Below are 14,691 nucleotides of genomic sequence, written 5' to 3'. Positions count from 1 at the left end.
GGGCTGCTAGCCGCCGACGATCGCGGACCCGACGAACGGGTCGACGGCCAGCGCCAGGAAGAGCAGGGTGAGGTAGCTGATGGAGCCGTGGAACACCTTCATGGCGCCCTTGTTCGACACCTCGCCGCCCTGCGCGCGGTTGTAAAGGGCGTGCGATTGGTACAGGAACCAGCCACCGGCGGCGACGGCGGTGACGGTGTAGACCCAGCCGGCGCCGCCGACCGGGATCAGCAGCAGCGAGCACGCCACCATGGCCCACGCGTAGAGCACCACCTGGACGGACACGACCTTCGCTCCCGCGATCGCCCCGAGCATCGGCACGTTCGCGTTCCGGTAGTCCTCGCCGTAGCGCATGGACAGCGGCCAGTAATGCGGCGGGGTCCACAGGAAGATCACCATGAACAGCACCAGCGCGGGCCACTCAACGGTGTTGGTCACGGCGGCCCACCCGATCAGCACGGGGAAGCAGCCCGCGGCGCCGCCCCAGACGATGTTTTGCGCCGTGCGGCGTTTGAGGATCATCGTGTAAATCACCACGTAGAACACGATCGCTCCCACCCCCAGCCAGGCCGAGAGCGGGTTCGCGCCGAACCACAGCACCGCGATGGCCGCCGCGCCGAGGAGCCAGGAGAACACCAACGCTTCCCGCGGCGAAACTTCTCCCGTCACCAGCGGGCGGTTCTCGGTCCGGTGCATCAGCTTGTCGATGTCGCGGTCGAGATAGCAGTTGAAGGCGCCGGCGCTCCCGGCCGCGAAGGCGCCGCCGACCAGCGTGGCGAGGATCAGGCCAAGGGGCGGGAATCCGCGTTCCGCGTAGATCATGGTGGGCAGGGTGCTGACCAGCAGGAGTTCGATCACCCGCGGTTTGGTGAGCGCCAGATAAGCCTTGGCCTTCCGGGCGAAGCCGATGCGGCCCGGTGCCGGGGAAAGGTTTAACGGCGTCTGTGTTGTGCTCACGGTGGCAGTCACTCTGTTCTATCTGACGGTATGTCTGACGGTTCTGTCTGGCTTCGGCCCGGCCTTGCCGCCGCGGTCTCCGCTCCGGGCGGGTGCTGCAGCGGCAGGGACCACGCGCGGGGCGCGGGCGTCCCATCCGCTTGTGGCGGCCACCCACCATCATACCGTGGAGCTGTCGGCGCCACGCCCGAGGGACCGGCCGGGACCACGGCAGCCCGGACCGGGGCGAAGCGGAGCATCCGCCCGGTCCGGAGCGGCCGGGGAGCAGCGCTTCCCGGCGCTGCGGGGCGGCTGGCTACGCGTCCAATTCGTGAGATGTGCACTGACCGGAAAGTGAAATGGGGCTAAGCTGGCTGACAGATCAGCACGCATGCGCGGCCGCCCCAACACTGCGTTCCGCACCGCGCGCGTGAGACTGAAAAATAGATCAACGTTTCGATGGTGAATGGCTGGTACGAACCGCAGCGGGCACCGAACGGTGCCCTGGCGGAGGCCCCCAAGGGTATGAACCGTACCACCCGCTGTCAGCACAGAGAGGGGCCCGGTTTTCGTGCCACATTTGGAAGAGCAAGAACTGTCATGGACTGATCTGGACAAGCGTGCCGTGGATACCATCCGGGTACTCGCGGCCGATGCCGTGGAGAAGGTCGGCAACGGCCACCCCGGCACGGCGATGAGCCTCGCCCCCGCCGCCTATCTGCTGTTCCAAAGGCTGATGCGCCATGATCCGGCCAACCCGGGATGGCTGGGCCGCGACCGCTTCGTGCTGTCCCCCGGCCACACCTCGCTGACTCTGTACATCCAGCTTTTCCTCTCCGGCTACGGGCTGGAGCTGAAGGACCTGGAGGCGCTGCGGACCTGGGGCTCGCTGACCCCAGGGCACCCCGAGTACAAGCACACGGCCGGTGTGGAGATCACCACCGGCCCGCTGGGCCAGGGCCTCGCCTCCGCGGTCGGCTTCGCCTACTCGCAGCGCCGCATGCGCGGGCTCTTCGACGCCGATGCTCCCGCCGGCAGCAGCCCGTTCGACCACAACATCTGGGTGATCGCCTCCGACGGCGACCTGCAGGAAGGCGTCACGTCCGAGGCGTCGTCCCTTGCCGGGGTCCAGGAACTCGGCAACCTCGTGGTGATCTATGACGACAACCACATCAGCATCGAGGACGACACGAACGTCGCCTTCACCGAAGACGTGCTGGGACGCTACGCCTCCTACGGCTGGCACACCCAGCGCGTCGACTGGACCCGCAACGGCGATTACAAGGAGGACGTCGCCGAGCTCTACGCCGCGCTGCTGGCGGCCAAGGCGGAAACGGGCCGGCCATCCATCATTTCGCTGCGCACCATCATCGGCTGGCCCGCGCCGAAGAAGCAGAACACCGGCAAAATCCACGGTTCGGCCCTGGGCGCCGAGGAGGTCGCGGCCCTGAAGGAGGTCCTCGGCTTCGCCCCGGAACGCTCCTTCCAGGTCGCCGACGAGGTCCTGGCGCACACCCGCCAGGTCCAGGAACGCGGCGCCGCGGCCCGCTCCGACTGGCAGGCCTCCTTCGAGGCCTGGCAGTCCCGGAACCCGGAAGGCGCAGCGCTGCTGGAGCGGATGGAGGCCCGGAAACTTCCGGCCGAGCTCGACGCCGCGCTGCCGGTCTTCGAAGCCGGCAAGGACGTGTCCACGCGTGCGGCGTCCGGCAAGGTCCTGAACGCCATTGGTCCGGTCATGCCCGAACTCTGGGGCGGGTCTGCCGACCTGGCCGAGTCGAACAACACCACGCTTGAGGACTCTCCGTCGTTCATCCCCGCGTCGCGGCAGACGAAGGCCTGGAAGGGCAACCCCTACGGCCGGGTGCTGCACTTCGGCATCCGGGAACACGCGGCGGCCGCGATCGTGAACGGCATCAGCCTGGCCGGCGCCACCCGCGCCTTCTCCGGCACCTTCCTGATCTTCTCCGATTACCAGCGGCCCGCGATCCGGCTCGGAGCCCTGATGGGCGCACCATCGGTCTACGTCTGGACGCACGACTCGATCGGCCTGGGCGAAGACGGCCCCACCCACCAGCCCGTTGAGCAGCTGGCCTCACTCCGTGCCATCCCCGGCCTGGACGTCGTCCGGCCCGGCGACGCGAACGAGGTCGCCGCGGCGTGGAAGGTGGTGCTCGAAAACCATCAGAACCCGGCCGGCCTGGTCCTGACCCGGCAGAACATTCCCACCTGGGAGCGTGGCAGCGGCGACGCCGACGGCGACACGTTCGGCTCCGCCGCCGGCGTGGCCAAGGGCGGCTACGTGCTGGCCGAGGCCTCCACGGAGGGCCGGACGGCCGCACCGCAGGTGATCCTGATCGGCACCGGTTCCGAAGTCCAGCTGGCCGTCGCTGCCCGCGAAGCGTTGCAGGCCGAAGGCATCCCCACCCGGGTGGTCTCCATGCCGTGCGTTGAATGGTTCAACAAGCAGGATGCCGCCTACCGCGAGTCCGTGCTCCCCGCCGCCGTCAAGGCACGCGTCTCGGTCGAAGCCGGCCTTGCCCTGGGCTGGAAGGAGTTCGTCGGCGACGCCGGCCGCTCCATCAGCCTCGAGCACTTCGGTGCCTCCGCCGACTACAAGCGGCTGTTCCAGGAATTCGGCATCACCGCCGAAGCCGTCGCTGCGGCCGCCAAGGAATCGCTCGCCGGCCTTCCGGCCTGACCCAACTCACACTTGCCGGGCCGCCGCCCTCCCACCGGCGGCGGCCCCAAACTTCAGGAGTTACTCATGAACAGCACCCCCAGCACCACCCCGACCCAGCAGCTCTCTGACGCCGGGGTCTCCATCTGGCTCGACGATCTCTCCCGCGGCCGCCTGACCTCAGGCTCGCTGCGCAAGCTGATCGAAGAGAAAAACGTCGTCGGCGTCACCACCAACCCCAGCATCTTCCAGGCCGCAATTGCGGTCGCGCACGACTACGATGCGAAGATCAAGGAGCTGGCCGCCGCCGGCGCCAGCGCTGAAGAGACCGTGTTCGCGATCACCACCACCGACGTCGCCGACGCCTGCGACCTCTTCGCCCCAGTCGCCGCCGCGACCAACGGCGTGGACGGCCGGGTGTCGATCGAAGTGGACCCGCGGCTCGCCTGGGACACTTCCGCCACCATCACCGAAGCCAAGGAGCTCCACGGCAGGGTCAACAAGGAAAACGTCTTCATCAAGATCCCCGCCACCCTTGAAGGGCTCGAGGCGATCACGGCGACCCTTGCCAGCGGGATCAGCGTCAACGTCACGCTGATCTTCTCGCTCGAACGCTACCGTGCCGTGGTCAACGCCTTCCAAAGCGGACTGGAGCAGGCCAAGGAAAATGGCCACGACCTGTCCAAGATCCACTCCGTGGCGTCGTTCTTCGTCTCCCGGGTGGACACGGAAATTGACAAGCGCCTGAACGCGATCGGCACCCCCGAAGCCCAGGCGTTGAAGGGCAAGGCCGGGCTCGCCAACGCGCGGCTGGCCTACCAGGTCTATGAAGAGCTCTTCGCCACCGAACGCTGGAACCTGCTGGCCGACGCCGGAGCCCGCCCGCAGCGCCCGCTGTGGGCCTCCACCGGCGTCAAGGACCCGGCGTACCCTGACACCATGTACGTGACCGGCCTGGTCGCGCCCGGCGTCGTGAACACCATGCCGGAGAAGACCCTCAATGCCACCTTCGACCACGGCACCATCACCGGCGACACGGTCACCCGCAGCTACGACGACGCGAACGCGACGCTGAACTCGCTGGACGCGCTGGGCATCTCCTATAACGACGTCGTCGCGGTGCTGGAAGCCGAGGGCCTGGACAAGTTTGTGGCAAGCTGGAAGGAACTGCTCGCCGGCGTCGAGGGCGCCCTCGCCGCTGCACGGAAGGACGCATAGCCCGCTATGACTACTCTCAGCTACGACGCCGCGGGCGCCCCCCGCCAGGCCCACGAACAGCACCTGCCGGCCCTCCTGGAGGACCGGGTCGCCAGCCGGATTTTCGCCAAGGACGCCACCCTGTGGGGCCACGACGCCGAGGCCGAAGCCGCGGTGCGGCTCGGCTGGGTGGAGGCCCCGTCGGTGTCACAGCCGCTGGTGGCGGATATCCTGAAACTCCGCGACGCGCTCCGCGCCGAGGGCGTCAGCCGGATCGTGCTGTGCGGGATGGGCGGTTCCTCCCTGGCCCCCGAGGTCATCGCCGGGACCGCCGGTGTCGAGCTGACGGTGCTGGACAGCACCGACCCGGAGCAGGTGGCAGCGGCCCTTGCCGACCGCCTCACGGAGACCGCCATCGTCGTCTCCTCGAAGTCCGGCTCCACCCTGGAGACCGACTCGCAGCGGCGTGCCTTCGAGCATGCCTTCACCGAGGCCGGCATCGACGCGAAGAGCCGGATCATCATCGTCACGGATCCCGGCTCGCCGCTGGACAAGTCCGCGCGGGAGGCCGGGTACCGGGCCGTGTTCAACGCCGACCCCCACGTCGGCGGGCGGTACTCGGCGCTGACGGCCTTCGGACTGGTGCCCTCCGGGCTGGCCGGGGTGGACATCCAGGCCTTCCTGGACGAAGCCGAGGAGACCGCCGAAATCCTCAACGACGACAGCGCAGAGAACATCGGCCTGGCCCTTGGGGCCGCCCTCGGCGGCACCAATCCGCTGCGGGACAAGATCGTCATCGCCGAAGACGGATCCGGGATCACCGGCTTCGCCGACTGGGCCGAACAACTGATCGCCGAATCCACCGGCAAGCTCGGCACCGGCGTACTGCCCGTCGTCGCCGGGCCGGACGCGCCCGAGGTGACCGGCGGCGCACCGGACGTCCTGGTCATCCGCCTCGTGGCGGCCGACGCCGACGTCGAGCTCGGCGCCAACGAGGCGGCGATCGCCGGCGGCCTGGCCGCCCAGATGATGACCTGGGAGTTCGCCACCGCCGTAGCGGGCCGGCTGCTGGGCATCAACCCGTTCGACCAGCCCGACGTCGAAGCGGCCAAGTCGGCCGCCCGGGGGCTGCTGGATGCGCAGCCCGAACCGACGCCGGCCAATTTCACGGACGGTTCCATCGAAGTCCGCGGCGGCCCATGGCTCGCCGGGGCCGGCACCGCGGCGGAGGCAATCAGTGCCCTGCTCGGCCAGCTCGGCACGGACGGCTACCTCAGTGTCCAGGCCTACTTCGACCGGATCAGCTACGCCCCGCTCGCAGGCATCCGGGATGAGCTCGCCGCGCTCAGCGGCCGGCCCGTCACTTTTGGGTGGGGCCCCCGGTTCCTGCATTCCACCGGACAGTTCCACAAGGGCGGCCCGGCGATCGGCGTCTTCCTCCAGGTCACCGCGGCCTCCGCGACCGACCTGCCCATCCCGGACCGGCCGTTCAGCTTTGGCGAACTGATCGCGGCCCAGGCCGCGGGCGACGCCCAGGTGCTCGGCGACCACGGCCGGCCCGTCCTCCGGCTGCACCTGACGGACCGTGCGGCTGGCGTGCGCCAGCTGCAGCAGCTCGTCACCGCACTGGCCGGGGCGCCAGCTGCCGGCCGCCCCGCGCCTTCCACCACCAACTAAGGCACCCGAGAAACCATGCCACTTAAGCACAACGGCGGCCCCCGGACCGCGGGCCGGGGGCACAACCCGCTCCGCGACCCGCGCGACCGGCGCCTGAACCGGATCGCCGGACCCTCCTCGCTGGTCCTTTTCGGCGTCACCGGGGACCTGGCCCGCAAGAAGCTGATGCCTGCGGTCTATGACCTCGCCAACCGCGGACTGCTCCCGCCGAGTTTCGCGCTGGTGGGGTTCGCCCGCCGGCAATGGGAGAAGGAGGACTTCGCCGCGGAGGTCAAGGAGTCGGTCAAGGCCTACGCACGGACCCCGTTCAACGAGACGGTCTGGAACCAGCTCGCCGACGGCATCCGTTTCGTGCAGGGCGAGTTCGACGACGACGACGCCTTCGAGCGCCTCAGCACGACGCTCGATGAACTCGACGAACAGCGCGGCACCCGCGGGAACCACGCGTTTTACCTGTCCATCCCGCCCAAGGCCTTCGAGCTGGTCTGCCGTCAGCTTTCCAAGCACGGCCTCGCGCAGGCCGACGGCGAGAAGTGGCGGCGGGTGGTGATCGAAAAACCGTTCGGCCATGACCTTGAGTCCGCCCGGCAGTTGAACGACATCGTGGAATCGGTCTTCCCGCCCGACGCGGTGTTCCGGATCGACCATTACCTCGGCAAGGAAACCGTCCAGAACATCCTGGCCTTGCGGTTCGCCAACCAGCTGTTCGAACCGCTGTGGAACGCCAACTATGTCGACCATGTCCAGATCACCATGGCCGAGGACATCGGCACCGGCGGGCGCGCCGGCTATTACGACGGCGTGGGCGCGGCCCGTGACGTCATCCAGAACCACCTCCTGCAGCTGCTGGCGCTGACCGCCATGGAGGAACCCATCTCGTTCAACGCCGAAGATCTGCGGGCCGAGAAGGAGAAAGTCCTTGCCGCCGTCCGGTTGCCGGAGGACCTGTCCACGCACTCGGCGCGCGGGCAGTTCACCGGTGGATGGCAGGGCGGCGAACTGGTCCAGGGCTATCTGGAGGAGGACGGCATCCCGCCCGACTCCACCACCGAAACGTTCGCCGCCATCCGGCTCGACATCAACACCCGGCGCTGGAGCGGTGCGCCGTTCTACCTGCGGGCCGGTAAGCGGCTGGGCCGGCGGGTGACCGAAATCGCCGTCGTCTTCAAACGCGCACCCAACCTGCTGTTCACCGATCACGGCGAGGACGATTTCGGCCAGAACGCCGTCGTCATCCGGGTGCAGCCCGATGAGGGCGCCACCATCCGCTTCGGTTCCAAGGTCCCGGGGACGCAGATGGAAGTCCGGGACGTCACCATGGACTTTGGCTACGGCCATTCCTTCACCGAATCCAGTCCCGAAGCCTATGAGCGGCTGATCCTGGACGTGCTGCTCGGCGAACCGCCGCTGTTCCCGCGGCACCAGGAGGTGGAACTGTCCTGGAAGATCCTGGACCCCTTCGAGGAGTACTGGGCCGGCCTGAACCGGCAGCCCGAGCCGTACGCCCCCGGTAGCTGGGGTCCGGCGTCAGCCGACGAACTGCTCGCCCGTGACGGACGGACCTGGAGAAGGCCATGATTGTAAATCTTCCTGACACCACGACCTCGAAGGTCTCCAAGAAGCTGATGGCCCTGCGGGAGCAGGGCGGCGTGATCGCCCTCGGGCGGGTCCTCACTCTGGTCGTGGTGACCAAGTCCGGCCTCGAAGAGGAAGCCATCGAAGCGGCCAACGAAGCCAGCCGGGAGCACCCCTGCCGGATCATCGTGCTGGCCGACGCCGGCGCCTCGGAACCGACGAGACTGGACGCCCAGATCCGCGTCGGCGGGGACGCCGGCGCGTCCGAGGTGATCCTGCTGCGGGGCTATGGCGAGCTCGCCGAGGAAAGCGAGTCCCTGGTGGCGGCGCTGCTCCTGCCGGACGCCCCGATTGTGGCCTGGTGGCCGCACGGGGCCCCGAACAACGCCTGCGAGACCTCGATCGGCCGGATCGCACACCGCCGGATCACGGATTCGTCGAATGAACCGGATCCGCAGGCCGCCCTCGACAACATCCGCCGGACCTACAAGGCCGGCGACACGGACCTGGCCTGGACCCGGCTGACGAACTGGCGGATCCAGCTCGCGGCGGTCCTTGACCAGGTGGACCCCTCGCCGGTGACCGGGGTCACCGTTGAGGGTGCCTCGGACTCCCCCAGCACCCTGTTGCTGGCAGCCTGGCTTACGCTGGCGCTCGATTCGGCGGTGACGATCGTGGCGGACCCGGCCGGAACGGGGATCCGCAGGGTCCGCCTCACCCGGCCCGGCGGCGACGTGCAGCTGTACCGGCCCGGGCTGACCGTTGCCGAGCTGACCCAGCCGGGGCAGCCGGTCCAACGGATCTCCCTGCCGCGCCGGAGCCTGGAGGACTGCCTGGCTGAGGAGCTGCGCCGGCTGGACCCGGACGAAGTCTTTGGTGAAGTCATTACCATTGGACTGCCCCGTACCAACCCAAGGAGTGTCCGTCCCAGTGAGCGCTGAGCCAAGAGTAAGCATCCATCCCGACTCGGCCGTCCTGATGGCCGCCATCGCGGCCCGGCTGATCACCAAGCTCGTCGATCTGCAGGACAAACACGGCGAGGCGACGGTGGTCCTGACCGGCGGCAGCATGGGCATCGGCTCGCTCAAGGCCGTGGCAGAGTCGCCCGCAGCGTCCGCGGTGGACTGGTCCAAGGTGAACTTCTGGTGGGGCGACGAGCGCTTTGTCGGCCGGGACGACGCCGAACGCAACGCCCGCCAGGCGGAGGAAGCGCTGCTCTCCCGGATCACTGTCGATCCGGCGCGCGTCCACGTGCCCGGTGCGACGGAGGACTTCGAGTCGCCCGAGGACGCTGCCGCGGACTACGCCCGCAGGCTTGCCGAGGCCGCTGCGGCCGAGCACGCGGCGGACATGTCCGATGACCGGCCCGACGAACCGGCCCGGTTGCCCCGGCTGGACATCGTGCTGCTGGGCGTCGGCCCGGACGCGCATGTGGCCTCGCTCTTCCCCGAGCAGGCTGGCATCCGCGAGAAGTCGCTGCCGGTGGTTGGCGTCCGCAACTCACCCAAGCCGCCGCCGGAGCGGATCTCCCTGACGTTGCCGACCATCAACACCGCCGATGAGGTGTGGATGGTGGTGGCTGGGGACGACAAGGCCGGGGCCGTCGGCCTGGCCCTCGCCGGGGCCAATCCGGTGCAGGTACCGGCAGCCGGTCCGCGCGGGCGGTTCCAGACGCTGTGGCTGATCGACGAGGAAGCGGCCTCACACGTCCCCGAGCAGCTTGTCCGTAAGAGCCCGTCGGGCGCGTAGCCGCTCCAGCGCTCCGGCCAGCACGTCCTCGGCGTCCTGGCTGGAGCGGCGTTCCTTGACGTATTCGAGGTGGCTCTTGAAGCCCTCGGCGGGCTCGTTCTCCAGCGCGAAGCGCGACTCGTCCCGGCTGGCCGGGGCGCCGCAGTGGCGGCAGTCCCACGTGCCCGGGAGCTGCTCTTCCGGGAGCTTGGCAAAAACCACGTCCGTGTCGTGGCCCTTCGCGCACCGGTAGGACACCCGGAGCCGGGGCTGCCCGGAACCGCCGCCCAGCGGCTCGTGACGGACCGGGGCGCCGGCAACGGCACCTACGCGGATGCCTCTGAAACCGGAAGCGGAATGCAGCATCGGGAACTCCTGGCTACGTGACTGGTCGATGGGCTTGCCAGCGACAGTGTAATCCGGGAGTCCCCGATGCCGGGAGGGCCGCAAGGCCCGGATGAAATTGTGGACGGACCCCCGGTTAGGAGTCGGCGCCGGTGCTGAAGCGCATCAGCAGGCCGAGGGCGATGATGACGGCGCCCCAGGTGACGCCCAGGATGATCGTGAAGCGGTTGAGGTTCCGTTCGGCCACCCCCGAGGAGCTCAGCCCGGACGTCATGCCGCCGCCGAACATGTCGGACAGACCGCCGCCGCGACCCTTATGGAGCAGGATGAGCAAGGTCAGCAGCAGGCTGGTGATGCCCAACAGGACCTGCAGGATGACATGAAGAACGTCCACGACGGCCTTTCAGAAGAGGGAATTGCGGGGGCCACGGCTGTCCGGACTACTCCGTCAGCAAGTGACTCTCGAACCTGACAATATTAGCAAACTCGGCCGGGTCCAGGCTGGCGCCACCGACCAACAGTCCGTCCACGTCGCGTTCCCTCAGGATTGAGGCGGCGTTGTTGGCCTTCACCGAGCCGCCGTACAGCAGCCGGGCCGCGGCGGCGACGGGCGCGTCGAACAGCTGGCCAAGCTCGGACCGGATGGCGGCGCACATCTCCTGGGCGTCGTCGGGGCCGGCGACCTCACCGGTGCCGATGGCCCAGACGGGCTCGTAGGCGACAACCAGCTCCGCGGCCTGCTCGGCGCTCAGGCCCTGGACGCCGGCCCGGAGCTGGGCCAGCGTATGCTCGACGTGCGAGCCGGCCTGGCGGACCTCGAGGCCTTCGCCTACGCAGAGCACCGGGGTGAGGCCGTGCCGGAAAGCGGCCTTGGTCTTGGCGTTGAGGACGTCGTCCGACTCCTGGTGGATGGTGCGGCGTTCGCTGTGGCCGACCAGGACGTAGCGGCAGCCGAGCCGGGCGAGGAACTGGCCGGAGATATCCCCCGTGTACGCGCCGGCGTCGAACTGTGAGAGGTCCTGGCCGCCGTAGACGACCTCCAGTTCGTCGCCCTGGACCAGGGTCTGGACGCCGCGGAGATCCGTGAACGGCGGGAAGACGGCGACTTCCACGCGGTCGTAGTCGTGCTTGGCGTCGGACAGGGTCCAGGCCAGCTTCTGCAGCAGGGTAATCCCCTGCACGTGGTCCATGTTCATCTTCCAGTTGCCGGCGATGAAAGGCTTCCGGTCGAACTTGCCATTGGTTGACGTCGTCACGTGGTCTCCAAAAGATTCGTAGCAGTGAAGGAGCCGGCAGCGCGCCGGCGTACCGGCCGGCGCCCTGCCGGCGGGAGCAGCTAGCGGTCCAGTACGCTCAGTCCGGGGAGGTCCTTGCCTTCGAGGTACTCCAGGCTGGCACCGCCGCCGGTGGAGATATGGCCGAACTGGTCGTCCGCGAACCCGAGGGTGCGGACCGCCGCGGCGGAGTCGCCGCCGCCCACGACGGTGAACGCCGCGGTCTCGGTCAGCGCCTTGGCCACGGCCCGGGTGCCGGCGGCAAACGCCGGGAACTCGAACACGCCCATCGGCCCGTTCCAGAACACCGTCTTGGCGCCCTTGATCCGTTCCGCGAAGGCCGCAGCGGACGCCGGGCCGATGTCCAGGCCGATGCCCGAGCCGCCGAAGCGGCTGGACTCGATGGCGTCCGCGGACACGGTCTCGTGGTCGGCGTCGGCCGCGAACTTGGCGGCCACCACGACATCGGTGGGGATCACGAATTCGGTGCCGGCGTCGGCGGCGCGCTTGAGGTAGGCCTGCACGACCGGGATCTGATCCTCTTCGAGCAGGCTGCCGCCGACCTTGTGGCCGGCCGCGGCGAGGAAGGTGAACAACATGCCCCCGCCCACCAGGATGGTGTCCGCCTTGCCGATCAGGTTGTCGATGACGGCGAGCTTGTCGGAGACTTTCGAGCCGCCGAGGACCACGGCGTAGGGCCGCTGGGTGTCGGTGGTGAGTTTTCGCAGCACCTCCACCTCGGTGCGGACCAGGTCGCCCTGGTAGGAGGGCAACCGGGTGGCGACGTCGTACACGCTGGCGTGCTTGCGGTGCACGGCCCCGAAAGCGTCATCGACGAAGGCGCCGTTGCCGCCGGTGAGGGCGACCAGCTCATCCGCGAAGGCGCCGCGATCGGCGTCGTCCTTGGCCGTTTCCCGGGGGTCGAAGCGGACGTTTTCCAGGACCAGGGCTTCGCCGTCCTGCAGCGCGGCGGCGGCCGCCTTCGCCGAATCGCCCACCGTGTCCGCCGCGAGGGTCACCTTGAAGGAGGCAAGCTCGGCGAGCCGGCTGACGGCCGGTTTGAGTGAGTATCTGTCGTCCGGCGCGCCCTTGGGGCGTCCCAGGTGTGCCGTGACCAGCACGCGGGCACCGGCGTCCGTCAGCTTTGCCAGCACCGGCAGGGAGGCCTTGAGCCGGCCGTCGTCAGTCACTGTAGAGCCGTCGAGCGGCACATTCAGGTCACTTCTGACCAAAATGTACCGCCCGCGGACACCATCAGCGATCAGTTCGTTGAGGGTGTGGAATGTCATGGGTCCTACCCTAGCCCAGCTTCGCGGCAACGAGCTCCGTGAGGTCCACGAGGCGGTTGGAGTAGCCCCATTCGTTGTCGTACCAGGAGACGACCTTGACCTGGTTGCCGATCACCTTGGTCAGGCCGGAGTCGAAAATGGACGATGCTGGGTCCCCCACAATGTCCGAGGACACGATCGGCTCGTCGGTGTAGGTCAGCAGGCCCTTGAGCTCCTCCGACTCGGACGCGGCCTTGAGCGCTGCGTTGACTTCTTCGACGGTGGTCTCGCGTGAGACGGTCACGGTCAGGTCGGTCGCGGAACCCGTGGGCACCGGCACGCGGATGGCGTAGCCGTCGAGCTTGCCCTTGAGTTCCGGCAGGACCAGGCCGATCGCCTTGGCCGCACCGGTGGAGGTGGGGACCATGTTGATCGCGGCGGCGCGGGCGCGGCGGAGGTCCTTGTGCGGGCCGTCCTGCAGGTTCTGGTCCGCGGTGTAGGCGTGAATGGTGGTCATCAGGCCGCGTTCGATGCCGAAGGAGTCGTTGACGACCTTGGCCAGCGGGCCGAGGCAGTTGGTGGTGCAGGAGGCGTTGGAGATGATGTGGTGCGCGGCGTTGTCGTAGAGGCCCTCGTTGACGCCCATCACGATCGTGATGTCCTCCCCGGAGGCCGGGGCGGAGATCAGGACCTTCTTGGCGCCGGCGTCGATGTGCTTCTGCGCGTCGGCGGCCTTGGTGAAGAACCCGGTCGACTCGATCACGATGTCGACGCCGAGTTCACCCCAGGGCAGATTGGCCGGATCGCGCTCGGCGAGGACCTTGACGGTCTTGCCGTCGACGACGATGTTGCCGTCCTGAACCTCAATGGTTTCGGCCAGGCGGCCGCCCACGGAGTCGTACTTGAAGAGATGGGCAAGGGCTTCCGGGCTGGTGAGGTCATTGACCGCGACAACCTCGAGGTCTGCGCCCTGGGCAAGGGCGGCGCGGAAGTAGTTGCGGCCGATGCGGCCGAAGCCGTTGATACCAATACGTGTCGTCACGTTTTCAGTCTCCTTGGTGCTCTATCAAGCACGAGTAGTTCAGTAGGCGTTCAAGCCGACTAACAGATCCCGCACGCCATTGGGCAGAGATGATTACCAGATCGGAGGGCGAGCAGCCACGTTGCTGAAGGCTGACCGCCTTCCGTGATCCATCTTACGTTTAACTGGGCCCGCCCCCGCAAGTGCGGGGGCGGGCCGTACACGATCCGTCCGGACTAGAGGGTGATCAGGCCGGTGGCGTTGCTGCGGGCGGCATCGAAGCGCCGGGCGACGTCGGCCCAGTTCACGATGTTCCAGAACGCCTTGACGTAGTCAGCCTTGACGTTGACGTAATCCAGGTAGAACGCGTGCTCCCACATGTCCAGCATCAGCAGCGGGGTGGTGCCCAGCGCGACGTTGCCCTGCTGGTCGTAGAGCTGTTCGATGACGAGGTTGCCGCCGATCGGCTCGTAGGCCAGGAAGCCCCAGCCGGAGCCCTGCAGGCCGAGGGCCGCGGCGGTGAACTGGGCGCGGAAGGCGTCGAAGGAGCCGAACGCGTCGTCGATCGCGGCCGCGAGCTCGCCCTCGGGCTTGTCGCCGCCGTCCGGGGACAGGTTCTTCCAGAACACGGAGTGGTTGATGTGGCCGCCGGTGTGGAACGCGAGGTCCTTGGAGAGGCGGTTGATGTTGGCGAAGTCGCCCTTCTCGCGCGCCTCGGCCAGCTGGGCCAGGGCGTTGTTGGCGCCGGCGACGTAGGTGGCGTGGTGCTTGCTGTGGTGCAGCTCCATGATCCTCGCGGAGATGTGCGGCTCCAGCGCTGCGTAGTCGTAGTCCAGGTCTGGCAGTACGTACTCGGTCACAAAATCCTCCAATGTCGTGGACGGGGTCCGTCCGGTTTTGCTAACTCGGATTGTGCATCCGGATGGTTGAACACCCGGAAGTTTCGTGGATGTGGCTCCAGTGGGCATAGCCTCCGGGCCGGCCAGGAAATTC

At 68.2% G+C, this 14,691-nt stretch carries 13 protein-coding genes; 6 read left to right on the top strand and 7 right to left on the bottom strand.

The features are described 5' to 3' along the window. Positions 1 to 6 precede the first annotated feature (6 nt). Positions 7 to 969, bottom strand: a complete 963-nt coding sequence (locus AC3ANP_RS13705) for a heme o synthase (RefSeq protein ID WP_488330704.1) — start codon at positions 967 to 969, stop codon at positions 7 to 9. 547 nt (positions 970 to 1,516) lie between these two features. On the opposite strand from AC3ANP_RS13705, the gene tkt reads away from it, so the two are divergent. The 6 genes from tkt (at position 1,517) to pgl (ending at position 9,811) form a co-directional block, all read left to right on the top strand. Next, positions 1,517 to 3,634 carry a transketolase gene (tkt, locus tag AC3ANP_RS13700; protein WP_488333063.1) on the top strand — a complete coding sequence of 706 codons (2,118 nt, stop codon included), beginning with the start codon at positions 1,517 to 1,519 and terminating at the stop codon, positions 3,632 to 3,634. A 66-nt stretch (positions 3,635 to 3,700) separates the two neighbouring features. Then, on the top strand, positions 3,701 to 4,831 hold the full coding sequence (tal, locus tag AC3ANP_RS13695; RefSeq protein WP_488330703.1) for a transaldolase: 1,131 nt from the start codon (positions 3,701 to 3,703) through the stop codon (positions 4,829 to 4,831). A gap of 6 nt (positions 4,832 to 4,837) precedes the next feature. Further along, positions 4,838 to 6,487, top strand: coding sequence for a glucose-6-phosphate isomerase (locus tag AC3ANP_RS13690; protein ID WP_488330702.1), 1,650 nt, complete (start codon positions 4,838 to 4,840; stop codon positions 6,485 to 6,487). A gap of 15 nt (positions 6,488 to 6,502) precedes the next feature. After that, on the top strand, positions 6,503 to 8,065 hold the full coding sequence (zwf, locus tag AC3ANP_RS13685) for a glucose-6-phosphate dehydrogenase (RefSeq protein ID WP_488330701.1): 1,563 nt from the start codon (positions 6,503 to 6,505) through the stop codon (positions 8,063 to 8,065). Continuing rightward, positions 8,062 to 9,003, top strand: a complete 942-nt coding sequence (locus AC3ANP_RS13680; RefSeq protein ID WP_488330700.1) for a glucose-6-phosphate dehydrogenase assembly protein OpcA — start codon at positions 8,062 to 8,064, stop codon at positions 9,001 to 9,003. The genes zwf and AC3ANP_RS13680 overlap by 4 nt, the downstream gene beginning before the upstream one ends. After that, positions 8,993 to 9,811, top strand: a complete 819-nt coding sequence (gene pgl, locus AC3ANP_RS13675) for a 6-phosphogluconolactonase (RefSeq protein WP_488330699.1) — start codon at positions 8,993 to 8,995, stop codon at positions 9,809 to 9,811. Before AC3ANP_RS13680 ends, pgl begins: the two co-directional genes overlap by 11 nt. Here the strand turns inward: pgl and AC3ANP_RS13670 are convergent. The 6 genes from AC3ANP_RS13670 to AC3ANP_RS13645 form a co-directional block, all read right to left on the bottom strand. Further along, positions 9,764 to 10,156: an RNA polymerase-binding protein RbpA gene (locus tag AC3ANP_RS13670; RefSeq protein WP_488330698.1), complete on the bottom strand. Its 393-nt coding sequence runs from the start codon at positions 10,154 to 10,156 to the stop codon at positions 9,764 to 9,766. The genes pgl and AC3ANP_RS13670 overlap by 48 nt on opposite strands. Before the next feature lie 115 nt (positions 10,157 to 10,271). Next, positions 10,272 to 10,529: a preprotein translocase subunit SecG gene (gene secG / locus AC3ANP_RS13665; protein WP_488330697.1), complete on the bottom strand. Its 258-nt coding sequence runs from the start codon at positions 10,527 to 10,529 to the stop codon at positions 10,272 to 10,274. Positions 10,530 to 10,575: 46 nt separating this feature from the next. Continuing rightward, positions 10,576 to 11,391 carry a triose-phosphate isomerase gene (tpiA, locus tag AC3ANP_RS13660; RefSeq protein ID WP_488330696.1) on the bottom strand — a complete coding sequence of 272 codons (816 nt, stop codon included), beginning with the start codon at positions 11,389 to 11,391 and terminating at the stop codon, positions 10,576 to 10,578. Positions 11,392 to 11,471: 80 nt separating this feature from the next. After that, entirely contained in the window at positions 11,472 to 12,698 is a 1,227-nt protein-coding gene (locus AC3ANP_RS13655) for a phosphoglycerate kinase (protein WP_488330695.1), read from the bottom strand. 10 nt (positions 12,699 to 12,708) lie between these two features. Next, a complete protein-coding gene (gene gap, locus AC3ANP_RS13650) occupies positions 12,709 to 13,719 on the bottom strand; it encodes a type I glyceraldehyde-3-phosphate dehydrogenase (protein ID WP_488330694.1) in 1,011 nt (336 codons plus the stop codon). 215 nt (positions 13,720 to 13,934) lie between these two features. Then, positions 13,935 to 14,558: a superoxide dismutase gene (locus tag AC3ANP_RS13645; protein WP_488330693.1), complete on the bottom strand. Its 624-nt coding sequence runs from the start codon at positions 14,556 to 14,558 to the stop codon at positions 13,935 to 13,937. Positions 14,559 to 14,691 lie beyond the last annotated feature (133 nt).

Source organism: Arthrobacter sp. JB02-1C, from assembly GCF_057748045.1.
Note: the sequence above shows the minus strand (reverse complement) of the source record. Positions and strands in the feature narration are given on the sequence as shown.